This is a genomic window from Ancylobacter mangrovi (assembly GCF_024752335.1).
GTDB classification, from domain to species: domain Bacteria; phylum Pseudomonadota; class Alphaproteobacteria; order Rhizobiales; family Xanthobacteraceae; genus Ancylobacter; species Ancylobacter mangrovi.
On sequence record NZ_JANTHY010000006.1, the window covers coordinates 325016 to 350464 of the forward strand.

At 69.2% G+C, this 25449-nt stretch carries 22 protein-coding genes; 10 read left to right on the top strand and 12 right to left on the bottom strand.

Annotated features, from left to right (window positions below):
- Positions 1-163: 163 nt before the first annotated feature.
- The 4 genes from NVS83_RS16930 (at position 164) to NVS83_RS16945 (ending at position 4723) form a co-directional block, all read left to right on the top strand.
- Positions 164-844 carry a transglycosylase domain-containing protein gene (locus NVS83_RS16930; protein WP_258740352.1) on the top strand — a complete coding sequence of 227 codons (681 nt, stop codon included), beginning with the start codon at positions 164-166 and terminating at the stop codon, positions 842-844.
- A 155-nt stretch (positions 845-999) separates the two neighbouring features.
- On the top strand, positions 1000-1185 hold the full coding sequence (gene rpmF, locus NVS83_RS16935) for a 50S ribosomal protein L32 (protein WP_018387408.1): 186 nt from the start codon (positions 1000-1002) through the stop codon (positions 1183-1185).
- 325 nt (positions 1186-1510) lie between these two features.
- Positions 1511-2812 carry an alpha/beta hydrolase gene (locus NVS83_RS16940; RefSeq protein WP_258740353.1) on the top strand — a complete coding sequence of 434 codons (1302 nt, stop codon included), beginning with the start codon at positions 1511-1513 and terminating at the stop codon, positions 2810-2812.
- A 177-nt stretch (positions 2813-2989) separates the two neighbouring features.
- Positions 2990-4723, top strand: a complete 1734-nt coding sequence (locus tag NVS83_RS16945) for a GGDEF and EAL domain-containing protein (protein WP_258740354.1) — start codon at positions 2990-2992, stop codon at positions 4721-4723.
- 116 nt (positions 4724-4839) lie between these two features.
- Here the strand turns inward: NVS83_RS16945 and phaR are convergent, their stop codons facing one another.
- Positions 4840-5421 carry a polyhydroxyalkanoate synthesis repressor PhaR gene (gene phaR, locus NVS83_RS16950; RefSeq protein WP_258734510.1) on the bottom strand — a complete coding sequence of 194 codons (582 nt, stop codon included), beginning with the start codon at positions 5419-5421 and terminating at the stop codon, positions 4840-4842.
- A 259-nt stretch (positions 5422-5680) separates the two neighbouring features.
- On the opposite strand from phaR, the gene NVS83_RS16955 reads away from it, so the two are divergent.
- The 3 genes from NVS83_RS16955 to yddG all read left to right on the top strand — a co-directional run bounded on the left by NVS83_RS16955 (position 5681) and on the right by yddG (position 8801).
- Positions 5681-6859: an acetyl-CoA C-acetyltransferase gene (locus tag NVS83_RS16955; RefSeq protein ID WP_258734509.1), complete on the top strand. Its 1179-nt coding sequence runs from the start codon at positions 5681-5683 to the stop codon at positions 6857-6859.
- A gap of 150 nt (positions 6860-7009) precedes the next feature.
- Positions 7010-7735 carry an acetoacetyl-CoA reductase gene (phbB, locus tag NVS83_RS16960; protein WP_258734508.1) on the top strand — a complete coding sequence of 242 codons (726 nt, stop codon included), beginning with the start codon at positions 7010-7012 and terminating at the stop codon, positions 7733-7735.
- A gap of 199 nt (positions 7736-7934) precedes the next feature.
- Positions 7935-8801 carry an aromatic amino acid exporter YddG gene (yddG, locus tag NVS83_RS16965; protein ID WP_258740355.1) on the top strand — a complete coding sequence of 289 codons (867 nt, stop codon included), beginning with the start codon at positions 7935-7937 and terminating at the stop codon, positions 8799-8801.
- 3 nt (positions 8802-8804) lie between these two features.
- Here yddG and NVS83_RS16970 read toward each other — a convergent pair whose 3' ends face one another.
- The 5 genes from NVS83_RS16970 to thpR form a co-directional block, all read right to left on the bottom strand.
- On the bottom strand, positions 8805-9245 hold the full coding sequence (locus NVS83_RS16970; RefSeq protein WP_258740356.1) for a cupin domain-containing protein: 441 nt from the start codon (positions 9243-9245) through the stop codon (positions 8805-8807).
- A gap of 3 nt (positions 9246-9248) precedes the next feature.
- A complete protein-coding gene (gene gloB, locus NVS83_RS16975) occupies positions 9249-10022 on the bottom strand; it encodes a hydroxyacylglutathione hydrolase (RefSeq protein WP_258740357.1) in 774 nt (257 codons plus the stop codon).
- Between the two features lie 115 nt (positions 10023-10137).
- Entirely contained in the window at positions 10138-10656 is a 519-nt protein-coding gene (locus NVS83_RS16980) for an invasion associated locus B family protein (RefSeq protein ID WP_258740358.1), read from the bottom strand.
- 206 nt (positions 10657-10862) lie between these two features.
- Positions 10863-11240, bottom strand: a complete 378-nt coding sequence (locus NVS83_RS16985) for a YkvA family protein (RefSeq protein ID WP_258734503.1) — start codon at positions 11238-11240, stop codon at positions 10863-10865.
- Positions 11241-11294: 54 nt separating this feature from the next.
- Positions 11295-11828 carry an RNA 2',3'-cyclic phosphodiesterase gene (gene thpR / locus NVS83_RS16990; protein WP_258740359.1) on the bottom strand — a complete coding sequence of 178 codons (534 nt, stop codon included), beginning with the start codon at positions 11826-11828 and terminating at the stop codon, positions 11295-11297.
- 166 nt (positions 11829-11994) lie between these two features.
- Here thpR and NVS83_RS16995 point away from each other — a divergent pair, with 166 nt between their 5' ends.
- On the top strand, positions 11995-12825 hold the full coding sequence (locus tag NVS83_RS16995; protein WP_258740360.1) for an MOSC domain-containing protein: 831 nt from the start codon (positions 11995-11997) through the stop codon (positions 12823-12825).
- Positions 12826-13103: 278 nt separating this feature from the next.
- Here the strand turns inward: NVS83_RS16995 and NVS83_RS17000 are convergent, their stop codons facing one another.
- The 5 genes from NVS83_RS17000 to NVS83_RS17020 all read right to left on the bottom strand — a co-directional run bounded on the left by NVS83_RS17000 (position 13104) and on the right by NVS83_RS17020 (position 20365).
- Positions 13104-14138, bottom strand: a complete 1035-nt coding sequence (locus NVS83_RS17000; RefSeq protein WP_258740361.1) for a DUF4167 domain-containing protein — start codon at positions 14136-14138, stop codon at positions 13104-13106.
- A gap of 587 nt (positions 14139-14725) precedes the next feature.
- Positions 14726-15577 carry a peptide chain release factor N(5)-glutamine methyltransferase gene (gene prmC, locus NVS83_RS17005; protein ID WP_258740362.1) on the bottom strand — a complete coding sequence of 284 codons (852 nt, stop codon included), beginning with the start codon at positions 15575-15577 and terminating at the stop codon, positions 14726-14728.
- 10 nt (positions 15578-15587) lie between these two features.
- The gene (prfA, locus tag NVS83_RS17010) at positions 15588-16685 is read right to left on the bottom strand and encodes a peptide chain release factor 1 (protein ID WP_258740363.1); all 1098 of its coding nucleotides are present in this window, start codon (positions 16683-16685) and stop codon (positions 15588-15590) included.
- 15 nt (positions 16686-16700) lie between these two features.
- Positions 16701-18968: a phosphoenolpyruvate--protein phosphotransferase gene (ptsP, locus tag NVS83_RS17015; protein ID WP_258740364.1), complete on the bottom strand. Its 2268-nt coding sequence runs from the start codon at positions 18966-18968 to the stop codon at positions 16701-16703.
- Between the two features lie 146 nt (positions 18969-19114).
- Complete coding sequence (locus NVS83_RS17020) at positions 19115-20365, bottom strand: aspartate kinase (RefSeq protein ID WP_258734496.1); 1251 nt, start codon at positions 20363-20365, stop codon at positions 19115-19117.
- A 183-nt stretch (positions 20366-20548) separates the two neighbouring features.
- Between NVS83_RS17020 and ubiG the strand changes: the two genes are divergently transcribed.
- Together ubiG and clpB are read left to right on the top strand one after the other, a co-directional pair.
- Positions 20549-21304 carry a bifunctional 2-polyprenyl-6-hydroxyphenol methylase/3-demethylubiquinol 3-O-methyltransferase UbiG gene (gene ubiG / locus NVS83_RS17025; protein ID WP_258740365.1) on the top strand — a complete coding sequence of 252 codons (756 nt, stop codon included), beginning with the start codon at positions 20549-20551 and terminating at the stop codon, positions 21302-21304.
- A gap of 232 nt (positions 21305-21536) precedes the next feature.
- Positions 21537-24155, top strand: a complete 2619-nt coding sequence (gene clpB / locus NVS83_RS17030; RefSeq protein ID WP_258740366.1) for an ATP-dependent chaperone ClpB — start codon at positions 21537-21539, stop codon at positions 24153-24155.
- 143 nt (positions 24156-24298) lie between these two features.
- Here clpB and galU read toward each other — a convergent pair whose 3' ends face one another.
- A complete protein-coding gene (galU, locus tag NVS83_RS17035; protein ID WP_258734493.1) occupies positions 24299-25189 on the bottom strand; it encodes a UTP--glucose-1-phosphate uridylyltransferase GalU in 891 nt (296 codons plus the stop codon).
- Positions 25190-25449 lie beyond the last annotated feature (260 nt).

Consider the following 25449-nt stretch of genomic DNA (forward strand, 5'->3'; position numbering starts at 1 on the left):
GGACCATAATCCAGTGCGGCACGAATTGCGCGCGGGATCGTTGCCCGCCCGGCGATGGCGCGCGTGAGACCGCACATGCGGCAATTCCTCAACACGTCTTGAACACGGTCTTGGTCGAACGCGCCCGTGCCGCTAGGTAGAGTAGGGGAACGAAGGGGAGAGCATGGGGCTGATACGGGCATGGGCTTGGAAGGCGGCGCTGATCGTCGTCGCGACGCCGCTCGTGCTCGGGCTGCTCTACAATCTCGTTCAGCCGGTCTCGACGCTGATGCTGGCGCGCTGGGTGAGCGGCCAGCCGGTGGTGCGCGAATGGCGGCCGATCGCCGACATCTCCCCGGCGCTGGTGCGCAGCGTGCTAGCCTCGGAGGATGCGCGCTTCTGCACCCATATCGGCATCGACCTCGTCGAGCTGCAGCAGGTGCTGGACGACAGCGACGGCATGGACGCCTCGCGCGGGGCCTCCACCATCACCATGCAGCTCGCCAAGAACCTGTTCCTGTGGAACGGGCGCAGCTATGTGCGCAAGGCGCTGGAGATGCCGCTGGCGCTTTATCTCAACGTCGTCATGTCGAAGCGCCGGCAGCTCGAGATCTATCTCAACATCGCCGAATGGGGGCCTGACGGCGAGTTCGGGGCTGAGGCGGCGGCGCAGGCCGCCTTCGGGCGTGGGGCGGACAGGCTGAGCGCCCGCCAGGCGGCGCTTCTCGCCGTCACCCTGCCCAATCCGCACCATCGCCGCCCGGGAAAACCGGGTCCGGGGCTGAGCCGGCTCGCGGGCAATCTGCAGGCCCGGCTGCCGCGCGAGGGGCCGGAGCTGACCGCCTGTCTCGGGCTCGACCGGTAGCGCCCGCGAACGAAGCGTTTGCGGAACGCAGCCATGTGCCGCGGACCCCTTTAATTCGCGCGCGCGAGTCTGTATAAGCCGCCACTCGAATTACGCAGGATCCGGCGCCGGCCCGCCCCATGGGAGCGCGCGTCTTGCCGGCAGAGGAGTAGACCATGGCCGTTCCGAAGAAGAAGACCAGCCCGTCGCGTCGCGGCATGCGCCGTTCCGCCGACGCGCTCGCCAAGCCGACCTATATCGAGGACAAGGATTCCGGCGAGCTGCGCCGTCCCCACCACCTCGACCTGAAGACCGGCATGTACAAGGGCCGCCAGGTCCTCAAGGTCAAGGCCGAGGCCTGACCGCCGGCGCGGCCGCGTCGCCGCGCGCCGCAAGGTTCAGCGCGAAATCATTTTCAGCGCGACATGAGCAAGGCTGGTTCCGCTTCGGAGCCGGCCTTTTCGTGTATGGGGGACGGCCCGCGCGGGCGGCAAAACCTCGTTAGCCATGGAATACCGTCAGCCACGCGCGGCGCTTACCAGCCCTCTCGCGAGGTGTTACAACTCCCGTCTCTAACGTCGGGGCACGTCCAGGTCGGGGGAACGCTGCGTGTTGCGTATCGGGAGTAGGTCGGGCCCTGCCGGGGCCGATGTCGGGGGTCGCCGGCGGGTTTTCGCCCGCGCGGTCGTGGTGCGCGCATTAGTGGTGCGCGTGGGCGTGATCGTGGTGGCCGGCGGCGTGCTCGCCGGCTGTGCGGGGCGCCCGGGACCGGATGCGCTGATGGCGACCGAGGACAACGTGCCCGGCACCACGGAACACGTGATCCTCGTCGCGTCGGCGCGCGAGCCCGATCCGAGGCCCGGCGTGTTCTACAGCGGCGAGCGCGCCGACAAGCTGAGCTTCGCGCGCATCGACATGACCGTGCCGCCGACCCACAAGCCGGGCATGGTGGAGTTTCCCAAGCAGGGAGCGCTGCCCAATCCCGCCACCGACATGGTGGTGCGCGACGCGGTCTATCGCCAGAGCGGGCAGCAGTTCGTCGACGACCTGAAGGGCGAGCTCGCCAAGCGGCCCAAGGGCGACAAGGACATCTTCATCTTCGTCCACGGCTACAACACGCTGTTCTCGGAGGCGCTGTACCGCTTCGCCCAGCTTGCCGAGGATTCGAAGTCGCCCGCCGTGCCGGTGCTGTTCACCTGGGCCTCGCGCGGCTCGACCGCCGATTATGTCTATGACAGCAACAGCGCCACGGCCGCGCGCGACGAGCTCGAGAAGACCATTCGCCTCGCCTTCGACAGCGGTGCCGAGCAGGTGAGCATCCTCGCCCATTCGATGGGGAACTGGGTGACGGTGGAGGCGCTGCGGCAGATCGCGATTTCCGGCAAGGCGCTGCCGGAGGGCAAGATCGGCAACATCATCCTGGCCTCGCCCGACATCGACGTCGACGTGTTCAAGACCCAGCTCGCGCGCTTCCGCGCGCCCCACAAGCCGTTCATCGTCGTGGTCTCGCGCGACGACAAGGCGCTCGGCCTGTCCGACTTCATCGCCGGCGGCAAGCCGCGGCTCGGCGCCTACACCAATGACGAGGACCTGGTGAAGATGGGCGCCGTCGTGGTCGACATGACCGACGTCAAGGCGCAGGACGGGTTCAACCACGGCAAGTTCACCCAGCTCGCCGAGATGGCGCCGGAGCTGCGCGGCATGGTCGCGGGGGCGGCGGCGCGCAAGAAGGACGAGGTGAACGTGGCGGGGATCCAGTTCCACGGCCTGGACCGCTTCACCCTTTCGCTGCCGAAGTTCATCACGCCGGCCGCGGCCGCCACGGCGCCGCCTGTGCCCGCGACGGGCGCACCGGATGCGGCGCAGGAAGCCGCCCAGGCTGCGGCGGCAGCGGCCGCCGCGCCGGAGGGGGAGGGGGCCACAAGCGCGGCGGACGATCCCGATACCGCCATGGTCGCACAGGCGCAGCGGGCAGCGCCGGGCCAGTAACCCGAAAAACGGACTTGCCGGGCGGCGCGGACGACCTGACCATTGGTTCGCGCCGACCCGAGCCCCGCCGTTCCAGTTGATGTAGAGTCCCGCTCATGACGCTTCCGCCCGACCCCGGCCCATGGGTGCGCCATGCAGAGATGCGCCATGCTCGGGTGCGCCAAGCCGGGGTGCGCCATGTCTGAGAATGGTTCGCCGCCCTCGTCCGCCGGCCAGAAGACACGATCGCCCGAGATCGGGCCAACCGAAGAGCTGCTGCCGGAGACGGTCGCCGACATCTTGCGCGGGCTGGAAGGTGTCGCCTATCGCTGGACGCTGGAGGACGACCGCGTCACCTGGAGTTCCTGCGCCGCCGGCCTGCTCGGCCCGGAGCGTCTCGCCTGGTCGCTCAGCGGGCGCGACTTCGCGCGGCTGATCGCCACCGGTTCCGGCGCCAGCCGCTTCGAGGCGGCTCAGGTCGCGGCGCCCGCGCATTCGCCTGGGGCGGCACGGTTCGAGACCAGCTACTGCCTCGACCTGCCGCCGGACACCGAGCTCGGCCGGTTGTGGGTGGAGGATCGCGGCATCGGCCATTTCGACGCCGAGGGCCGTCTCGTGCGGGTCGACGGCCTGCTGCGGCGGCTCTCCAGCGGACGCCCGGTGCGCGACGGTGCGGAAGGTGCACTCGCCGTACAGCCGGACCGCCAGCGCCTCGCCACGCTGCTGGAGCAGAACCTCGTCCGCGTGCTGGGCGAGGGCGGTGAGTTCGGCTTTGCGCTGATCGGGCTCGACCATCTCGGCCAGCTCAACGATGCCTATGGCTTCCACACCGCCGACGAAGTCATCGACATCATGTTCATGCGTCTGCGCGCGCGGATCGAGCCAAGCGACGAGCTGGCGCGCTTCTCGGGCAGCAAGTTCGGGCTGATCGTCAGGGGTCGGCCGATGGACGGCTTCGTCGGCGCGCTCGAGCAGATCGTCGCCTCGGTGAACGCGACGCCGCCGCGCACCAGCGCCGGCGCGGTCGCCGCCTCCGTCACCGCGGGTGGGCTGATCGCGCCGCGCCAGGCGCGCAGCGTGGAGGAGATCTTCGCCCGGGCCCAGGATGCGCTCCACAGCGCGCGCGAGGCGGTGCGCGGTGGCGTCGAGCTCTACGCGCCGAGCTTCGACCGCGCGGCGGAGCGGCGCGCCAACCTGCATTTCGCCGACGACATCGTCTCCGCGCTGGCCGACCGGCGGGTGTCGCTGGCGTTCCAGCCGATCGCCGAGGGCGTGAGCCGGCGTATCGCCTTCCATGAATGCCTGGTGCGGATCACCGGCCGCGACGGGCAGGTGTTCGACGGCGCCGCCATCATTCCCGCCGCGGACCGGTTCGGGCTCACCCGGCTGCTCGACCGCCGCTCGCTGGAACTGGCGCTGGCGGCGCTGACCGATGATCCCGAGCTGCGGCTCTCGGTCAACGTCTCGCCGGCCACCATCCATGACGGTGTCTGGCTGGAGCTGATGGAGGAGGGCGCGCAGGCGGGGCTTGCCGAGCGCGTGATCGTCGAGCTGACCGAGAGCGCGACCATCGCCGACATCGAGGCGATGCGCCGGCGGGTGCACTGGCTGCACAGCCTCGGCGCGCAGGTGGCGATGGACGATTTCGGCGCCGGCTACACCTCGTTCCGCAACCTGCGCCGGCTCGACGTCGATTATCTGAAGATCGACGGCAGCTTCATCTGCACCATGATGCAGTCGGCGGACGACCGGCACTTCGTGCGCTCGCTGCTGGAGCTCGCCGGCAATCTCGGCATCGAGACGGTCGCCGAATGGGTGATCGACGAGGCCACCGGCCGGCAGCTCGTCGACTGGGGCTGCACCTATCTTCAGGGCCAGCTCATCGGGCTCGCCAGCGAGCGCCCGATCCCGAACCCGCCGCCCGCGAGCTGAGCGGGCCGGCGCGCCGGAAGGGAAGGCGCCCGAACGCGGTCCCGCCTTGCCGCGCGCCTGTCGCCATCGGCGGAACGAACCGCCGGACGCCTGCCGGCGTCCGGCCGCTTCCGCTTCTATTCCTTGGGGGTCTCGCCCAGCTTGTCGAGGCGCTTCTGCATGTCGGCGACCTGGCGCTTCAACTCGTCGAAATCGTCCGGCTTGGCCGCCGCGGCGGCGGCCGGCGTGGCGGGCGTCGCTTCCTCGCCGCGGCCATTGGGCAGGAACATCTTGAAGGCGCGGTCGAAGATTTCCATGTTGCGCCGCACCTGATCCTCCATCACCCCGAAGCCGCCGACTCCGAAGGTCTTGGAGAACTGCTCGCGCAGGGTGGCCTGCTCCTTGGCGAAATTCTCGATCGACATGTCGAGGTATCGGGGAACCAGCATCTGCATGCTGTCACCGTAAAAACGGATGATCTGGCGCAGGAAGTTGATCGGCAGCAGATTCTGCCCCTTGCCTTCCTGCTCGAAGATGATCTGCGTCAGTACCGAATGCGTAATGTCTTCCGATGATTTGGCGTCGTAGACGACGAAGTCCTCACCGTTCTTGACCATCTGCGCCAGGTCTTCCAGCGTTACATAGGTGCTGGTGCCGGTATTGTAGAGACGGCGGTTCGCATATTTCTTGATGGTGACGGGTTCGTTGGATTTTGCCATTGTGATCCGGTCGCCTTGCTCGTTTCCCATTGAAAACTCTAGGACGTTTCAAATCCCCCGGCTACAGGATTGTGCAGGCGCTCTGACGCAGCGAACGGCATGGTCCGGTCGGCCTTCGGGCAATATTCGGCGCGGAATCTGCGGCGCCATTGACATGTGTCAGTTGCGCCAACAACGATGACGGCACATTTCAGAGGCGAACGGCGCGCCTGGCGACGATCGGCAGGCGCCGAGCCCGACCTAGCGGAGGACGTCATTCATGAAAGACGACATTGTCATCGTCGGCGCGGCGCGCACGCCGGTCGGCGCCTTCAACGGTGCGCTCTCGTCTCTGCCGGCCCACGAGCTGGGCAAGGTGGCGATCCAGGAAGCGCTGAACCGCGCCGGCGTCGCGCCCGACGAGGTGAGCGAGACGATCATGGGGCAGATCCTCACCGCGGGTGAGGGGCAGAACCCCGCGCGCCAGGCGTCGATCGCCGCCGGCATCCCGGTCGGCAGCCCGGCCTGGGGCGTGAACCAGCTCTGCGGCTCGGGCCTGCGCTCGGTCGCGCTCGGCTACCAGGCGCTGATGAACGGCGACAGCGAGATCGTCGTCGCCGGCGGCCAGGAATCGATGAGCCAGGCGCCGCACTGCGCGCATCTGCGCTCCGGCACCAAGATGGGCAGCCTCGAGATGGTCGACACCATGATCAAGGATGGCCTGTGGGACGCCTTCAACGGCTATCACATGGGCATGACGGCCGAGAACGTCGCGCGCCAGTGGCAGATCACCCGCGAGCAGCAGGACGAGTTCGCGGTCGGCTCGCAGAACAAGGCCGAGGCGGCGCAGAAGTCCGGGCGCTTCAAGGACGAGATCGCCCCGGTGACCATCTCCACCCGCAAGGGCGACATCGTGGTCGCCGACGACGAATATCCCCGCCACGGCGCCACGATCGACGCCATGGCCAAGCTGCGCCCGGCCTTCGCCAAGGACGGCACGGTGACCGCGGGCAACGCCTCGGGCATCAATGACGGCGCCGCGGCCATCGTGCTGATGACCGCCGCCAAGGCCGCCAGCGCCGGCAAGACGCCGCTGGCGCGCATCGTCTCCTGGGCGCAGGCGGGCGTCGATCCCTCGATCATGGGCACCGGGCCGATCCCGGCCTCGCGCCGCGCGCTGGAGAAGGCCGGCTGGAGCGCCGCCGACCTCGATCTGATCGAGGCCAATGAGGCCTTCGCCGCCCAGGCCTGCGCCGTGAACAAGGACCTCGGCTGGGACACCTCCAAGGTCAACGTCAATGGCGGGGCGATCGCGCTCGGCCATCCGATCGGCGCCTCCGGCGCGCGCGTGCTGACCACGCTGCTCTACGAGATGCAGAAGCGCGACGCCAAGAAGGCGCTCGCCACGCTTTGCATCGGCGGCGGCATGGGCATCGCCATGTGCGTCGAGCGCGACTGACGACGACCGGCCGCCCCTTATCGCCAGCGGGGCGGCCGTATCTCCCTTGGGAAAAGACGAGCGGGCTATGTACTAAACCCGTATCGTCGCTCAATAAAAACGACGTAGAAGCCGTCGTAGCTTTTGGGACGGAAACCAGAGGGGCGTGAGATGAGTCGAGTTGCGTTGGTCAGCGGCGGCACCCGTGGGATCGGGGCGGCCGTGTGCAAGGCCTTGAAGGCCGCCGGGTACAGCGTCGCCGCCAACTACGCCGGGAACGCTGAGGCGGCCGCCGCCTTCTCGGCCGAGACCGGGATCCCCACCTTCAAATGGGACGTGTCCGACTTCGAGGCCTGCAAGGCGGGCATCGCGCAGGTCACCGAACAGCTCGGCCCGGTCGAGGTGCTGGTCAACAATGCCGGCATCACCCGCGACGGCATGCTGCACAAGATGGGCCCCGAGCAGTGGCACTCGGTGATCAACACCAACCTCAATTCGGTGTTCAACATGTGCCGCAACGTGATCGAGGGCATGCGTGAGCGCGGCTTCGGCCGCATCGTGACGATCTCCTCGATCAACGGCCAGAAGGGTCAGATGGGGCAGACCAACTACTGCGCCGCCAAGGCGGGCGAGATCGGCTTCACCAAGGCGCTGGCGCAGGAGAACGCGATCAAGGGCATCACGGTGAACGCGATCTGCCCGGGCTATATCGGCACGGAGATGGTGCGCGCCATGCCGCAGGACGTGCTGGAGAAGCGGGTGCTGCCGCTGATCCCGACCGGCCGGCTCGGCGAGCCGGAAGAGGTCGCGCGCTGCGTGGTGTTCCTGGTCGCCGACGAGGCGGGCTTCATCACCGGCTCGACGCTGAGCGCCAATGGCGGCCAGTACATGAGCTGACGCCGGCGCTGGCGCCGGATCGCTGAGAGGCGGCGCGCGGCCGGCGGGCCGCCGGGGAGGGCGGCGTGAGCCCGCACGCCAGCCCTTGGCGCGGGTGAGCCCCTGCCTCCAGCCTGCGCGGGGCCGGGCGACCATCTTCGCGGATGCGCGCCCCGTCGAATTGGGCTAAGCGGGAGCCTCATTCCCGCTGCCGCATCCCATGTCCCGCAAAGCCGCCACCCTCACGGGCCTTACCGCCATCCTGCTCTGGTCGACGCTCGCGCTCGCCACCTCGGCGACCGGCGCCGTGCCGCCTTTCCTGCTGACCGCGCTCACCTTCGCCATCGGCGGCTCGGTCGGCCTGCTGGCGGGGCTGATGCGCGGGGTTGGGCTTGGCGTGTTCCGCCAGCCCTGGCCGGTCTGGCTGCACGGGGTGGGCGGGCTGTTCGGCTACCACTTCTTCTATTTCTCGGCGCTGAAGCTCGCCCCGCCGGCTGAGGCCGGGCTGATCGCCTATCTCTGGCCGCTGCTGATCGTCCTGCTCTCGGCCTTCCTGCCGGGCGAGCGGCTGCGCGTCGCCCATGTCGCGGGCGCGCTGATGGGGCTCGCGGGCACCGTCGTGCTGCTCGGCGCGCGCGCCGGCGGGCTCGGCTTCTCGCCGGACTATTTGCCCGGCTACGCGGCGGCGGGTGTGTGTGCGGTGGTGTGGTCGGTCTATTCGGTCGCCTCGCGCCGCTTCGAGAGCGTGCCGACCGAGGTCGTCGCCGGCTTCTGCCTCGCCACGGCGGTGCTCTCCGTACCGTGCCACCTGCTGTTCGAGCCGGCGATCTGGCCGAACGGGGCGCAGGAGTGGCTCGCCGTGCTGGCGCTCGGCATCGGCCCGGTCGGCATAGCCTTCTATACGTGGGACATCGGCATGAAGCGCGGCGACATCCGCCTGCTCGGCGTCGCCTCCTATGCGGCGCCGGTGCTGTCCACGCTGCTGCTGATCGCGGCCGGATTCGCCGCGGCGAGCTGGTCGCTGGCGCTCGCCTGCGCCCTCATCGTCGGCGGTGCGGCGGTGGCGACGCTGCTGGCGCGCCGCTGATCCTTAGCCCGGCGACCAGCCGGGCGCGGCGAGCTCGAAGCCGGCGAACTCGAAGCCGGGCGCGACCGTGCAGCCCACCAGCGTCCATTCGCCGAGGCTGCGCGCCGACTGCCAGGCGCCGTGCGGCACCACGCGCTGCGGCTCCTGCCCGTTGAGGAGGTCCGGCCCGAGCCGGTAGTTCACCGCCGGGTCGGCCTGGTCCTCGGCGATCAGCAATTCGAGCGGCGCGCCGGCGTACCAGTGCCAGATCTCGACCGCGTCGACGCGGTGCCAGTGCGAGGTCTCCCCCGCCGCGAGCAGGAAATAGATCGCGGTCGACACGGCGCGCCCCTCCGCCGTGCGGTGGGCGTCGCGGAAGGTCTCGCGGAAATGCCCGCCCTCGGGGTGCGGCTGGAGGCCGAGGCGGGCCACGATCTCGCGCGCGGTGAGGCCGGACAGGTCCATCGCTCAGCCCCGGAAGCTGTTCTTCAGGTTGCGCAGCTCGGTGAACACTGCGCCGGGGTCGGCGCCGGGCAGGCCGATGCGGGCGGCGAGCTCGGGATCGTCCGCCTTCATGAAGGGATTGGTCGCCTTCTCCGCGCCGATCGTGGTCGGCAGGGTCGGCTTGCCGGCGGCACGCAACTCCTCCACCTCCTTCAGCCGGGCGGCAAGGGCGGCGTTGTCCGGGTCGACGCTGGCGGCGAAGCGGGCGTTGGAGAGCGTGTATTCGTGCCCGCAATAGACCTTGATGTCGTCGGGCAGGGCGCGCAGGCGCAGCAGCGATTCCCACAGCACCGGCGGATCGCACTCGAAGGGGCGCCCGCAGCCCATGACGAAGAGCGTGTCGCCCGAGAACAGCAGGCGCTCGTCCTCGAACAGGAACACGATGTGGCCCTTGGTGTGGCCCGGCGTCTCCATCGCCCGCCCGACCAGGCCGCCGACCGCCACCGGGTCGCCGTCGACCAGGGTGAAGTCGAGCCCGGGGATCGAGTCGCGCTCGGCGCCGGGGCCGATCACGGTGGCGCCGAAGCGGGCTTTGAGCGCCTCGATGCCGGCGGTGTGGTCGGTGTGGTGATGGGTGACGAGAATATGGGTGAGGTCCCAGTTCTCGCGCTCCAGCGCCGCCAGGATCGGCGCCACTTCCGGGGCGTCCACCACGGCCGTTGCTTCTGTCGCGGGGTCGCGCAGCAGCACGGCGTAATTGTCGGCGAGGCAGGGGATCAGGCGCAGTTCGACAGGCATGTCACTCCTCGTGTCGGATGGGCGAGCAGGCCTTGGTTCTGCAGGCGAGGCGACGGAAGCGCCGCGCGGCGCTCCCGTCCATGCCCGCCATGATAATGCGAGCCGGGCCGGCCCGTCAGCGACATTCCTGCGCGGCGCGGTCGATCGCCGCGGTGACGCCGCTCAGCGAGTAGCGGTCGGTGGTCACGTTGCCGCGCGACGAGGTGCTCTTGAAGGTGAGGTCGCTGCCGCGCTTCATGGCATCGACGAGCTTGGCCTCCTCCGCGACGTTGCGCACCCAGGCGCCGGAGCCGCGGGTGTAGAGATCGAAGGCGGTGCCGCCGATGTCGATATTGGCGTCCGTGCCTTCCCTCAGCGGGAAGCCGACCACCACGCTGACCTCGTTCTTCACGTTCTCCGCGGTGCGGGTGCTGATGAAGAAGTAGGCCGGGTCGCGGTTCAGACCGGCCGGGAGCCGGGCCTTGGGCTGCGAAAGCGCATAGCAGATCTTGCCCTTGCCGCTGGTGTCCACATAGACACCCCAGTCGCCGAACTGGCCGACGAGTTTCGGCGCACCTTGAGCGCTGGCGCCGGTTGCGCCTACGAGTGCCAGAACCAAGCCGGCGAGTGCCGCGCGCACGATGCGTCGTGCCATGGTCTCTTCTCCCAAGTTGAGTTTTCGCCCCATGCGGGCGCAATCGATTCCCCAGACAAGCCGCTACAGGGATATCCGCCCGGTCGGCGGCTGTGAACCCTTCGAGCCGCAAACGAAGCGCTTTGCCGATCAAATGGCGGCGTGTTGGCGGCAAATCAACGATATGGTGAACGCCCTGTTAACGCTGGGGAATCGACGCTGAGCCCTTAGCGGGCGCGGATCCGGTCGAGCGCGGCGCGTGCCGCTTCCCGGTGGGCGGGGGTGACGTGGCCCGCCAGCATGTTCAGCGTCGCCGCGATCACGGCCGCGTCATCGGTGAATCCGAGGACGGGAAACAGGTCCGGAACGGCGTCGGTGGGCAGCAGGAAATAGGCGAGCGCGCCGAACAGAAGCACCCGCACACGGGTCGGCGTGGCGCTGTCGAGCGCGCAGTAATAAGCGGCCGTCGCCTCCTCGGCGAAGGGCAGGCGCGAGGCGCCGGAACCGAGCTTCTTCCAGAAGCCGGCGCGCACCTTGCGCTCATTGTCCTCGGCATCGCCGGTGGCGGCGTCGAAGTCGAAGGTCTCGTCGAAGGGCGTGGCCATCATCGTCTCCTCGGGGAAGAGATGGTCACATGCGCGCGCGTGTTCAATAGCGCGTCACATCAGCGGGTAGGCGGCCTCGACCCGGTAGGGGCCGCCACCGACGGAATCGCGCGAGGAGAACAGCACGAAGCGTGAGACCGGGAAGGCGGGGCTGCGGAAATAGCCGCGCAGGGCGAGATATTCCGCCACCTGCCGGGGCGCCACGTCGCGCAGCCGCGCCAGCGTGACGTGGGGGCGGAAGTTGCGCCCTTCCGGCGGCAGGCCGATGCGCTTCATCGCCCGCTCGTGCTCGGCCTGCAGGTCGGTCAACGCCTGGTTCGCCTTCACCCCGGCGAAGATGGCGCGCGGCTTGTGGTTGCCGAACTGGTCGACGCCGGCCAGCGTCACCTCGAAGCTGAAATGGTCGATCTCGTCCAGCGCCGCCGCCGCGTCGCGGGCGACGGCGTGGTCGACGTCGCCGATGAAGCGCAGGGTGACGTGGTAGAATTCCGGGCTTATCCAGCGCGCGCCGGGCAGGCCGCCGCGCAGCATCGACAGGCCTTCGGCGATGTCCGACGGAATTTCGAGGGCGGTGAAGAGCCGCGGCATGACCCCCTCCTTGCCATTTCCTGAGCGGAAATATGTGTGAATTGATACGGATTCGCCCGGCAAGGAAAAGGGGAAAATGCGGCGGCGCAGCAACCGGGCGCTACGCTCGCGTCTGCGCCATCCTGCGCCGCTGACGGGCGATGGCCGAATCTATATGGTGAACGCGATGAACGATTCGACCCCGGAGACCGAGAATCCCACCCCCGCCGAGACGCCGGCGGGTCCGGTCGCGTTCGCGACCATCGCCTCGCTCTACCGCTACCCGGTGAAGGGGCTGACGCCCGAGCGGCTGGAGGTGGTGGAGCTGGAGGCGGGGAGCTACTTTCCCGGCGACCGGCTCTACGCGATCGAGAACGGGCCATCCGGCTTCGTGCCGGAGGCGCCCGCGTTCCAGCCCAAGATCAAGTTCCTGATGCTGATGCGGAACGAGCGTCTCGCCGCGCTCGAGGCGCGCTTCGAGGACGCCACGCACGAGCTCTTCATCCGCCACGAGGGCGCGGAGGTGGTGCGCGGCAAGCTCGATACCGAGGCCGGGCGCGCGGCGATCGAGGCGTTCTTCCAGCGCTATTCGCGCTACGAGCTGCGCGGCGCGCCGAAGGTGCTGCCGGCGCCGGACAATTTCCGCTTCGTCGACACGACGGAGGGCTATGTCTCGCTGATCAACCTGGCGAGCTGCCGGGCTCTGGGCGAGATCGTCGGGGCGCCGGTCGATCCGCTGCGCTTCCGCGGCAATCTCTATCTCGATGGCCTCGAGCCGTGGGAGGAGTTCGACCTCGTCGGCCACACGATCGAGGTCGGCAACCATGTGCGGCTGAAGGTGACGCAGCGCATCTTCCGCTGCGCCGCCACCAATGTGGACCCGGCCACGGCCCGGCGCGACATGGATCTGCCGGGCACGCTGATGCGCAGCTTCGGGCACACCGACTGCGGCATCTTCGCCGAGATCGAGCAGGGCGGCCTGCTCGCCCAGGGCGACGAGGTACGGCTGCGGCTGTAAGGCGCGGCCCGGGGGCGGCGCGACGCTCCCGACATGAGGAAGTCCGGCCGAGCTGGACGTATCTCTCCGAGAGCAAAAGAGCCGGCTGGACCCGGCCTTGGCTCCCTGAAAACAGAAGGCCGGCCGAGACCGCCCAAGCCCTACCCGAATGCAAAAAGACCCGGCTGAGCCGGGCCCATATCTCCCAAAACAAAAGGCCCGGCCGAGCCGGGCCTTTGTCGTTTCACGGTATGGAGGCGGGAGGCGCGGACGGCGTGCGTGCCGCGCCTGTGACCCACTCACTCGCCGGCTTCTGCCGGCTCGTTGGCGTTCGTGGCCTCGCCCGTCTCGCCATCGGCGCGGCGGTAGCGGCGGCGACGGGTGCGCGGGGCGCGGGCCGCTTCCTCGCCTTCCTCGGCCGGGGCTTCCGGCGCGGGAGCGGCGGCGGCCGCGGTCTTGCGGGTCCGGCGGGGCGCGGGTGCCGGGGCTACCTCGGCGGCGGGTTCGGCGCGGGCCTCGGCCTTGGCCGGCTCGGGAGCCTCGCTGCGGGGCGCCGCCTCGGTCCGGGCGGCCGGCTGGCTGTCGTCCGACCCGTGCGGGCCGGCGCCGTTCGCGGCACCCGTGCTCTGGGTGATGAAGGCGGGAAGCCCGATCTCGGATTCGACCTCCGGGCCGAGCCGCGGCTGCGGCTGCTGGCCGGGGTCGCGATAGGGCTCGCTATTGTTCTCGCGCGGCTCGCGATAGGGGCGGTTGTCGCGGTTCCAGCGGCCTCCGCGCTGCTCGCCCGCCGCACGCTCCTCGCGGCCACCTTCGTCGCGGCCACGATCGTCACGGCCACGCTCGTCACGACCGCGATCCTCGCGCCCGTCCCGGCGGTCCTGATTGCGCTCGTGGCCGCCGCGCTCGCGATTGTCGCGCCGGTCGCGGAAGAAGTCGCGCTGGTTCTCGCGCTGATTGCCCTCGCGCTGGTGCTGCGGCTCGCGGGACTGGAAGGCGGGCTGGACGTCGCCGCCGCCGGCTTCCTCGTTCTCGTCGAACTCGTCATCCTCGTCCGAGCGCTGGAAGGACTGCGCCGTAACGCCGAACTGCGCCTGGACCGCCGCGATGATGCGATAATAGTGCTCGGCGTGCTGCAGGTAGTTCTCAGCCGCCACCGGGTCTCCGGAAGCCTGAGCGTCGCGCGCGAGCTGCTGGTACTTCTCGACGATGGTCTGGGCGGTACCGCGCACCTTCACATCGGGGCCGTTCGACTCATAGACGCGCGTAAGCGGATTCTGGCTGCGCCGGTTGTTGTTGCGGCCCCGCATACGCTTCTGCTGATTGTTATTTCGCATCGAGCTAGTCTCTGGTGCCGGTACGGCGCCTGCCGGATCATTCCGGGTCGGCGCAGGTACGGGCGTGTCAATCGCCGTAAAAGCCGTCGTCCTCGTCTCCTCCGGAAAAAGCCCGGAACGGGCTACCATCGAAGATGCCGGAACGGCGGAATCGTCGTCCATATGTCGTCGCAGACCGGGTCAGGCCGGGCCGGTGGCCGCGGCAAGTCCCGCTGGTCGCGACGACCATCGGACCTCGTGCCATGGGAACGCATCCTTGAGGATGCTCCGCCACCGCCTTGCGATGACGTTCGATTCCGGTCGACGATCATCCGACCGAGAATTCGGCCGACGCTTCCTGCGCGCCGGGCCGACCCCATGCTTCATCGTGCAACCAAGGCCGCACCGACAAACCTGTGAAGCATTCACCCGTAAAGACACCAACCGCGCTGCCCCAGCGCTGCTGTCAGACGTGACCTGGATCACTCAAGAGAGCGACCGCCGATCGAACATATCTGCCAGGTGATGTCTCGGGTCGATTCCTGTCGAGGACACTAATCGGTTCGATACGGCCTTCCAAGCCCTTTTTTGCCGCACCGCCCATAAACTCAGCGGGCCAGGGTCACGAGTGCGCGTGCGATCCCGGCGAGATCGCGTCGGGCGGGGCCGTCGGCAGGCAGACCCCGCGCAGCAAGGAGTTCGGCCACCGCCGCCTCCTGTCCGATCCCGAGTTCGAGTATCGCGCGCCCGCCGGGCACGAGCAGGCCGGGCAGGGCATCGGCGATGGCGCGGTAGGCATCTAGCCCCTCCGGTCCGCCATCAAGAGCGAGATGGGGATCGTGCGCGCGGACCGCAATATCGAGCCCGCCGATTTCCGCACCTGCGATATAGGGCGGGTTGGAGACGACGAGGTCGAACCGGGCGCCGAGCGCCCCGGCCCAGCGCCCGACCAGCACCGCCGCGCGCGAGGCGAAGCCGAGCCGGGCGAGGTTCTCCCGCGCCTGCCGTGCCGCACCCTCCGACAGGTCGACGCCGACGCCTGTGGCGTTTGGGTATTCGGCGAGCAGCGCGGCGAGGATCGCCCCCGAGCCGGTGCCGAGATCGAGCAGGCGCAGCGGCGCGGCCCGGTCCGGGAAGACTTCGAGCGCCGCCTCGATGAGGGTCTCGGTCTCCGGCCGCGGCACCAGCGTCTGAGGCGAGAGGGCGAAGTCGAGGCTCCAGAACTCGCGCGTGCCTGTCAGCCGCGCCAGCGGCTCGCCCGCCGCCCGGCGGTTGGTCCATGTGCGCAGCTTCTCGGCGTCGGCAGCAGTGACGGGGGCGTCGGCGCGGGCGATGAGGTCGAGATCGGAGAGGCCGAGGGCGGCGCGCATCAGGTGGCGGGCCTCGCGCCCGGGATTTTCGATGCCCGCCGCCTCGAGACGGCGCACCGTGTCGCCGAGCAGGTCGGCGCGGGAGTTCACCGCCGCGTCCTCACCGTTCGCCCCAGCCGGCCGATTCGGCCTCCGCCAGCAGCGCGGCCTGGTATTCGGTGGTCAGCGCGTCGACCAGTTCGCCCAGCCCGTCGCCGGCGAGGATGTCCGGCAGCTTGTGCAGGGTGAGGCCGATGCGGTGATCGGTCACGCGGCCCTGCGGGAAGTTGTAGGTGCGGATGCGCTCGGAGCGGTCGCCCGAGCCGACCTGCACCTTGCGCTCGCTGGCGCGGGCGCTATCGCGCTTCTCGCGCTCGGCCTCGTAGAGCTTGGCGCGCAGCAGCGCCATGGCCCGGGCCTTGTTCTTGTGCTGGGAGCGCTCGTCCTGCACCGCGACCACCACGCCGGTGGGAAGGTGGGTGATGCGCACCGCGCTCTCGGTCTTGTTCACGTGCTGGCCGCCGGCGCCGGACGCGCGGAACACGTCGATGCGCAGATCCGCCTCGTTGATGTCGACGTCGACCTCCTCCACCTCCGGCAGCACCGCGACGGTGGCGGCGGAGGTGTGGATGCGCCCGGAAGCCTCGGTCTCGGGCACGCGCTGCACGCGGTGGACACCGGATTCGAACTTCAGCTTCGCATAGGCGCCGCGTCCATGGAGGGCGGCGACAATCTCCTTGAAGCCGCCGGCCGCGCCCTCGGTGAGCGAGAGCACCTCAACCGACCAGCCGTTGAGCGCGGCGAAGCGCTCATACATGCGGAACAGGTCGCCGGCGAACAGCGCCGCCTCGTCGCCGCCGGTGCCGGCGCGAACCTCGAGGATGACGCCGCGCTCGTCCATCGCGTCCTTGGGCAGCAGGGCGAGCCGCACCTCGTAGGCCAGCGCCTCGACCTTCTCCTCGAGCTCGGCGGCCTCCTCCTCGGCGAGGTCGGCCATCTCGCGGTCGGTCAAAGCGTCCTCGGCGAGGGCGCGCGCGTCGCGAAGCTCGCGCTGGGCGGCGCGCAGCGCCTTGACGCTGGCGACGAGCGGGGCGAGGTCGGCGAATTCGCGCGACAGCCGCACGAAGCTGTCCGCGTCCGGCGTGCCGGAGAGGGCATGCTCGATCTCGGCATGGCGCGCGAGAAGCTGGTCGAGCCGGGCGTCGGGCAGTTCAGTCACGGCAATCACCGATGGTCACAGCGGCAGGCCGTTCTTCTCGGCGAACGACTTGAGCAGGGGCCGCAGAGTGGCGGGCTCCGCCGCGCTGTCGAGCAGCGGCGCGACGAGCGCCGAGACGGCGGCCAGATCGAGCTGCAGCAGCATCGCCTTCACCGGGCCGTAGGCGGCCGGCGAGAGCGAGAGCTTGCGATAGCCGATGGCCACCAGCGCCAGCGCCTCCAGCGGGCGCGAGGCGAGCTCGCCGCACAGCGTCACCTGCTTGCCGAAGGTGTTCGCCTTGTCGGCGATCAGCTTCAGCGCGCGCATGGAGGGCGGGGCCAGCGGGTCGAAGCGGTCCGCGACGCGGGCATTGCCGCGATCGGCCGCGTAGAGGAACTGCACGAGGTCGTTGGAGCCGACCGAGGCGAAGTCCACCCGCGCGAAAAGCTGGTCGAGCTGGAACAGCAGCGCCGGCACTTCCAGCATCACGCCGATCAGCACCCGCTCGGGCAGGCCGTGGCCGTGGCGGCGCAGATGGGTGAGCTCGCGCTCGACGATGTGGCGCGCCTTGTCGAATTCCTCGACCGCCGAGACCATGGGGAAGATGAGCCGCAGCTCGCGCCCGGTGGCGGCGCGCAGCAGCGCGCGGATCTGGCTGCGCAGCAGGCCGGGCCGGTCGAGGCCGAGGCGGATGGCGCGCCAGCCGAGGGCCGGGTTCTCCTCCTCGATGGCGCGCATATAGGGCAGCACCTTGTCGCCGCCGATGTCGAGCGTGCGGAACACGACCGGCCGGTCCTCCGCCGCGTCGAGCACCGCGCGGTAGAGCTTGAGCTGCTCGTTGGTGCGCGGGAAGGCGGAGGCGATCATGAACTGGAGCTCGGTGCGGAACAGGCCGATGCCCGCCGCGCCGGTTTCCTCGATATGCGGCAGGTCGACCAGCAGGCCGGCGTTCAGGTGCAGCTCGATCGGCACCCCGTCGCGGGTGACGCAGGGCACGTCGCGCAGCGCGGCATACTGTTCCAGCCGCTTGGCGCGGAAGCGCACCTTCTCGACATAGGCCTCCTCGACATCGGAGGGCGGGCGCACATGCGCCTCGCCGGAGACGCCGTCGACGATGATCGCGTCGCCCGCGTCGACCAGCCCGACGATGTTCTCCACATGGCCGACCGCGGCGATGCCGAGCGCGCGGGCGACGATGGTGAGGTGGCTCGTCGCCGCGCCTTCCTCCAGCACCATGCCGCGGATGCGGGTGCGGTCGTAGTCGAGCAGCGCCGCCGGGCTCATGTTGCGGGCGACGATGATGGCGTTCTCGGGCAGCGACATATGCTCCGGCCCGGAGCTGCGCCCGGCGAGCTGGCGCAGCAGGCGGTTCGCCAGGTCGTCGAGGTCGTGCATGCGCTCGCGCAGATACGGGTCGGTCATGCGCAGCATGCGCGCGCGGGTGTCCGACTGCACGCGCTCGACCGCGCCCTCGGCGGTGAGGCCGGTCATCACCGCCTCGCGCATGCGCGCGATCCAGCCCCGGTCGTGGGCGAACATGCGGTAGGCCTCGAGGATCTCGCGATGCTCGCCCACCCGCGCTACGCCCTCGTCCTCCAGCATGTTGTCGATGGAGGAGCGCAGCGTCTCGATCGCGTCGTCGAGGCGGTTCAATTCGCCCGGCAGGTCGTCGGCGATGACCTTGGTCACCTCGATTCGCGGCTCGTGCAGCACCACGTGGCCGAGGCCGATGCCTTCCGACAGCGCGAGGCCCGACAGGTGCAGCGGGCGGCGGGCGGCGGGCTCGGCGCCCGGCGGGGCCAGCGCGGTGAGCTCGCCCGAGGCGATGATCTCGGCGAGCACCATCGCCGTGGTCTGCAGCGCCTCGATCTCCTCCTCGGTATAGGTGCGGCGGGCGCGGTTCTGCACCACCAGCACGCCGAGCGTGTTGCCAGCGCGCAGGATCGGCACGCCGAGGAAGGAGTGGTAGATCTCCTCGCCTGTTTCCGGACGGTAGGAATAGGCGGGGTGGGCCTGCGCGTTCGACAGGCTGATCGGCTCCGCCTCGCGCGCCACGGTGCCGACGAGGCCCTCGTCGATGCGCATGACGGTGAGATGGACCGCGGTGCGGTTCAGGCCTTCGGTGGCGTAGAGCTCGAGCGTGCCGTCGACGCGCAGCACGTAGACCGAGCACACCTCGGCCACCATGTTCGCCGCGATCAGAACCACGATCTTGTCGAGGCGGTCCTGCGCGCTGACCGGCTCCGCCATGACCTCGCGGAGACGCCTCAATAGCACGCGCGGGCCGCCGAGCGCGCCACGCATGGGCCGTCCTCGGTTTCCGGGAGCCGCTCCCCGGATCGGTGTCGTCAAGGCGCGGGATCGAGCAGGCTCGCTGCCGCGCCGGCTTGCCCGAGCCTCCCGCCCGGGCCTTTCGCCCGAGCCTCCTGCTCAGGCCTCGCGCCTGAAGCTCAGGCGTCGAGCCCGTATACCGAATGGAGCGTTCGAACGGCAAGCTCGGTATAGGCCGCGTCGATCAGGACCGAGATCTTGATCTCCGAGGTCGAGATGGCGCGGATGTTGATCCCGCGCTCCGACAGGGCCTTGAAGGCCCGCGCCGCGACGCCCGCATGGCTGCGCATGCCGATGCCGATGATCGAGATCTTCACCACGTCGGTCGCACCCTCGACGCTGCCGTAGCCAATCTCCTCGCGCACGCCGGCCAGCGCGGCCTTGGCGCGCTCGAAATCGGTCGAGGGCACGGTGAAGGTGATGTCGGTGAAGCCCTCGGCCGAGATGTTCTGCACGATCATGTCGACGTTGATGTTGGCGTCGGCGAGCGGCACGAACACGTTCGCGGCGATGCCGGGCTTGTCGGGCACGTGCCGGATGCTGACCTGTGCCTCGTCCCGCGCGAAGGCGATGCCGGTGACGACTTCACTCTCCACGATTTCCTCCTCGTCGCAGATCAGGGTGCCGGGCGGATCGCCGGCGGTCTTCAGTTCCGGCGCGTCCGGATCGGTGAAGCTGGAGCGCACGAAGGTGCGCACCTTGTGGACCATGGCCATCTCGACCGAGCGCACCTGCAGCACCTTGGCGCCGAGGGAGGCCATCTCCAGCATCTCCTCGAAGGCGATCTTGTCCAGCCGCCGGGCCTTCGGGACGATGCGCGGGTCGGTGGTGTAGACGCCGTCGACGTCGGTGTAGATGTCGCAGCGGTCGGCCTTGATGCCGGCGGCGACCGCCACCGCGCTGGTATCCGAGCCGCCGCGCCCGAGCGTGGCGATGCGCCCGGTGGCCTCGTGGATGCCCTGGAAGCCGGCGATGACGGCGACCTCGCCGCGGGCGAAGCCCTTGACGATCTCGTCGCCATTGACCGACAGGATTCGCGCCGAGCCATGGGCCTCATCGGTGGCGATGGGAAGCTGCCAGCCCTGCCAGGAACGGGCCGGCACGCCCATCTCCTGCAGCGCGATCGCCAGCAGGCCGGACGTCACCTGCTCGCCGGAGGCGACGATGGCGTCGTATTCGCGCGAATCGTACAGGCTCGAGGTCTCGCGGCACCAGGCGACGAGCTCGTTGGTCTTGCCGGCCATGGCGGAGACGACCACCGCCACCTGATTGCCGGCCTCGATCTCCCGTTTGACGTGCCGCGCGACGTTGCGAATGCGCTCGATGTTGGCGACCGAGGTGCCGCCGAACTTCATCACCAGACGTGCCATTGCGGGAAACCGTAACCGTATTCTATGGACGGCCGGGCAAGACAGGTGGGCTCCCGGCCAAAAAGGCGCGTATACATATCGACGTCGCGTCCGGCCCGCAACGGTGCCGCGCGCGCTTGGAACGCTTATCGAAAGAGGACCGGCGGACGGCCCGCTCGAAGGCCCGGGACCGGGAACAGGACCATGCAGAACAGCGCCGCCCACACATCGACCGTCGATCCGGCCGAGGTCGAACGCTTCGCCGCGCTGGCGGAGGAGTGGTGGAATCCGCGCGGCAAGATGCGGGTGCTGCACAAGTTCAACCCGGTGCGGCTGGCCTATCTGCGCGAGATGCTGGTGGCCCATTTCGGCCGCGACCCGAAGGCGATCCGGCCGCTGGACGGGCTGCGGCTGATCGACATCGGCTGCGGGGGCGGCCTTTTGAGCGAGCCGCTGGCCCGCATGGGGGCCGATGTGGTCGGCATCGACCCGGCCGAGCGCAATACCCGCATCGCCGCCCTGCACGCGCAGGAGAGCGGCGTGCCGGTGGACTACCGCGCCACCACCGCCGAGGAGATGGCGGAAGCGGGCGAGCGCTTCGACGTCGTGCTGTGCATGGAGGTGGTGGAGCACGTGGCCGATGTTGGCCTGTTCATCGCCAGCGCCGCCTCGATGGTGAAGCCGGGCGGGCTGATGGTGGCGGCGACGCTCAACCGCACCAAGCGCTCCTTCGCGCTGGCCATCGTCGGCGCGGAATACGTGCTCGGCTGGCTGCCGCGCGGCACGCATGACTGGAACAGGTTCGTGACCCCCGAGGAACTCAAGGCGGCGCTGAAGGCGGGCGGGCTGAGCGTGACGGACCGCACCGGCGTCGTGTTCAACCCGCTGGCCGATAGCTGGCGCCTGTCGGGCGATCTGTCGGTGAACTACATGATGGCGGGCGCGCGGGCGGCCGACTGAGGTCCCGCCCGCAGCCGATCCGGCGCCGTCCCGGGGGCGGGATGCATGGGGGCGAAAAATCCTGCGCTTGACCTGCCTCAACGCCCCTTCCGTTGCCGATGGGCAACACTACATGAGCAGGGACGGATCGCCGCAACGGGGTCCGTTACGGCGGCCGGGATACGGGCGCCGTCGTCCCGAATGACCGTCCGCGCCTCCCCGAGGGCGGATGTGGGGCCAGGAGGCACAGAACATGAATTTCGACACCTACACCGAGCGCTCGCGTGGATTCGTGCAGTCGGCGCAGTCGCTTGCGCTGCGTGAAGGCCACCAGCAGTTCACCCCCGAGCACCTGCTCAAGGTGCTGCTCGACGACCCGGAGGGCCTGTGCGCCGGGCTGATCAGCCGCTCGGGCGGCGATCCGCGCATGGTGCTGGCCGATACCGAGGCCGCCCTCGCCAAGCTGCCCAAGGTGGGCGGTTCGGGGGCCGGGCAGGTCTACCTCGCGCCCGCGCTGGCGCGCGTGTTCGACGCCGCCGAGCAGGCGGCGAAGAAGGCGGGCGACGGCTATGTCACCGTCGAGCGGCTGCTGCTCGCGCTGGCGCTGGAGAAGGACAGCGAGGCGGGCAAGATCCTCGCCAAGGCCGGTGCCACCCCGCAGAAGATCAACACCGCCATCGAGGCGTTGCGCAAGGGCCGCACGGCCGACAGCGCGACCGCCGAGAACGCCTATGACGCGCTGAAGAAATATGCCCGCGACCTCACCGAGGCGGCCCGCGAGGGCAAGCTCGACCCGGTGATCGGCCGCGACGAGGAGATTCGCCGCACCATCCAGGTGCTCTCGCGCCGGACCAAGAACAACCCTGTGCTGATCGGCGAGCCGGGCGTCGGAAAGACCGCGATCGTCGAGGGTCTGGCGCTGCGCATCGTTGATGGCGACGTGCCCGAGAGCCTGCGAGACAAGAGCCTGCTGGCGCTCGATATGGGTGCGCTGATCGCGGGCGCGAAGTATCGCGGCGAGTTCGAGGAGCGGCTGAAGAGCGTGCTTTCCGAGGTGCAGGCGGCCGAAGGCGGCATCATCCTGTTCATCGACGAGATGCACACGCTGGTCGGCGCCGGCAAGACCGACGGCGCGATGGACGCCTCGAACCTGCTCAAGCCCGCTCTGGCGCGCGGCGAACTGCACTGCGTCGGCGCGACCACGCTCGACGAGTACCGCAAGCATGTGGAGAAGGACGCCGCGCTGGCGCGCCGCTTCCAGCCCGTCTTCGTCAACGAGCCGTCGGTGGAGGACACCGTCTCCATCCTGCGCGGCATCAAGGAGAAGTACGAGCTGCACCACGGCGTGCGCATCACCGACTCGGCGCTGGTGGCGGCAGCGACGCTGTCGAACCGCTACATCACCGACCGCTTCCTGCCCGACAAGGCGATCGACCTCGTGGACGAGGCGGCCTCGCGCCTGCGCATGCAGGTCGATTCCAAGCCCGAGGAGCTGGATTCGATCGACCGCGAGATCGTGCGCCTGCGCATCGAGCAGGAGGCGCTGAAGAAGGAGCACGACGCGGGCTCGAAGGACCGGCTGAGGAAGCTCGAGAAGGAGCTCGCCGATCTCGAGGAGCAGTCGGCCGCGCTCACCTCGCGCTGGAAGGCGGAGAAGGAGAAGCTCGGCGACGCGCAGAAGATCAAGAGCGACCTCGAGAAGGCGCGCGCCGACCTCGCCATCGCCCAGCGCAGCGGCGAGTACCAGAAGGCGGGCGAGCTCGCTTATGGCACCATCCCCGCGCTGGAGAAGAAGCTCGCCGCGCTGGAGACGCAGGAACTCGCCGCCGAGGTGAAGGCCGGCTCGATGGTCGAGGAGGCGGTGACGCCCGACCACATCGCCGGCGTCGTCTCGCGCTGGACCGGCGTGCCGGTCGACAAGATGCTGGAGGGCGAGAAGGAGAAGCTGCTGCGCATGGAGGAGGTGCTCGCCACGCGCGTCATCGGCCAGAAGGAGGCCGTGGAGGCCGTCTCGACCGCGGTACGCCGCGCGCGGGCGGGCCTGCAGGACCCCAACCGGCCGATCGGCTCGTTCATCTTCCTCGGCCCCACCGGCGTCGGCAAGACCGAGCTGACCAAGGCGCTCGCGGCCTTCCTGTTCGACGACGACACCGCGATGGTGCGGCTCGACATGTCGGAATACATGGAGAAGCACTCCGTGGCCCGGCTGATCGGCGCGCCTCCCGGCTATGTCGGCTATGAGGAGGGCGGAGCGCTCACCGAGGCGGTGCGGCGCCGGCCCTATCAGGTGGTGCTGTTCGACGAGATCGAGAAGGCGCATCCGGACGTGTTCAACGTGCTCCTTCAGGTGCTCGACGACGGGCGCCTGACTGACGGGCAGGGCCGCACGGTCGACTTCCGCAACACGCTGATCATCATGACCTCGAACCTCGGGGCCGAGTTCCTGGTGAACCAGCCGGAAGGCCAGGACACCGACGCGGTGCGCGAGGAGGTCATGACGGTGGTGCGCTCGCACTTCCGGCCGGAGTTCCTCAACCGCGTGGACGAGATCGTGCTGTTCCACCGGCTCCGCCGCGAGCAGATGGGCGCGATCGTCGACATCCAGGTCAAGCGGCTCGACAAGCTGCTGGAGGAGCGCAAGATCACGCTCGACATCACCCCGGAGGCGCGGGACTTCCTGGCCGAGAAGGGCTACGACCCGGCCTATGGCGCGCGCCCGCTGAAGAGGGTGATGCAGAAGCTGCTGCAGGACCCGCTGGCCGGCCGCATCCTCGCCGGCACGGTGAAGGACGGGGACGTGGTGGTGGTCGAGCGCGGCAAGGACGAACTGCTGTTCGACACCCGTCCCGGCGTGGTCGAGGAAGCGGCCTGACCGGCTGCGCGGAAACCGTGCGAGAAAATGAAAGGGCGCCCTGCGGGGCGCCCTTTTTCGTTCGGCATGACCTTCGGCGTCGCCGCTTGGCCCGACCCGCGCGCTCCACGATGGTGCATGGCGAGGGGCGGGCGCGGCGGGGCTCAGTTCTGTGCCAGCAGCGCGTCGAGCTCGGGGCGGAAGGAGCCGGAGATTTCCGGATTGTCCAGCGCATAGGCGACGTTGGCCATCAGGAAGCCGAGCTTCGAGCCGCAGTCATAGATCGAGCCGTCGAAGGTGACGCTGTAGAAATCCTGCTTCTGGGCCAGCTTGAGCATGGAATCGGTGAGCTGGATCTCGTTGCCGGCGCCGCGCTCCTGGCTGGCCAGCAGGTCGAAGATCTCCGGCTGCAGGATGTAGCGGCCGGAGATGGCGAGGTTGGACGGCGCGACGTCCTTCTTCGGCTTCTCGACCATGCCGGCGACCTTGTGCACGCCTTCGGCCATCTCGTTGCCGAGGGCGACGATGCCGTACTGCTCGGTCTGCTCGGGCGGGACCTCGTAGACGGCGATGTGGTTGCCGCCGCCGGTCTTGGCATAGGCATCGACCATCTGCGCGAGGCAGCCGGTGCCGTTGCGCGGCTTGTGCAGCATGTCGGGCAGCAGCAGGGCGAAGGGCTCGTTGCCGATCAGGTCGCGCGCGCACCACACGGCGTGGCCGAGGCCGAGCGGAAGCTGCTGGCGGGTGAAGCTGGTCGCCCCCGGCCCCATGGTCTCGCGCTTCAGCATGTCGAGCATCTGCGTCTTGCCGCGGTCCTTCAGCGTCTCCTCCAGCTCGTACTGGCGGTCGAAATGGTCTTCGATGACGCCCTTGTTACGGCCGGTGACGAAGACGATGTGCTCGATGCCGGCGGCGCGGGCCTCGTCGACGACATGCTGGACGACCGGGCGATCGACCACCGTCAGCATTTCTTTCGGGACCGCCTTCGTTGCGGGCAGGAACCGGGTGCCGAGGCCGGCTACCGGCAGGATCGCTTTGCGGATTTGACTGGCCATATGAACGTGTTGCCGCTTTCGATTGCACAATGGATAGGTGAGTGGCGCCGAAGGTCTAGCGCCCCAAGCTTAGCGTCTTCCTTACGGAGAGAACACAGTCACTAACGCGTTTGCGGCGATTAGGTGCCGCAGTGCGGCGTGGCCCGCCCGCGCCACTTCAGGCGCGGACCGGCGCGTGCGGAACGCATATTCCCCATGGGAAATTTGATCGCGTTAAGCCGACTGAAACCATGATGCCTCCCTAATCCGGCCTCGGCCTC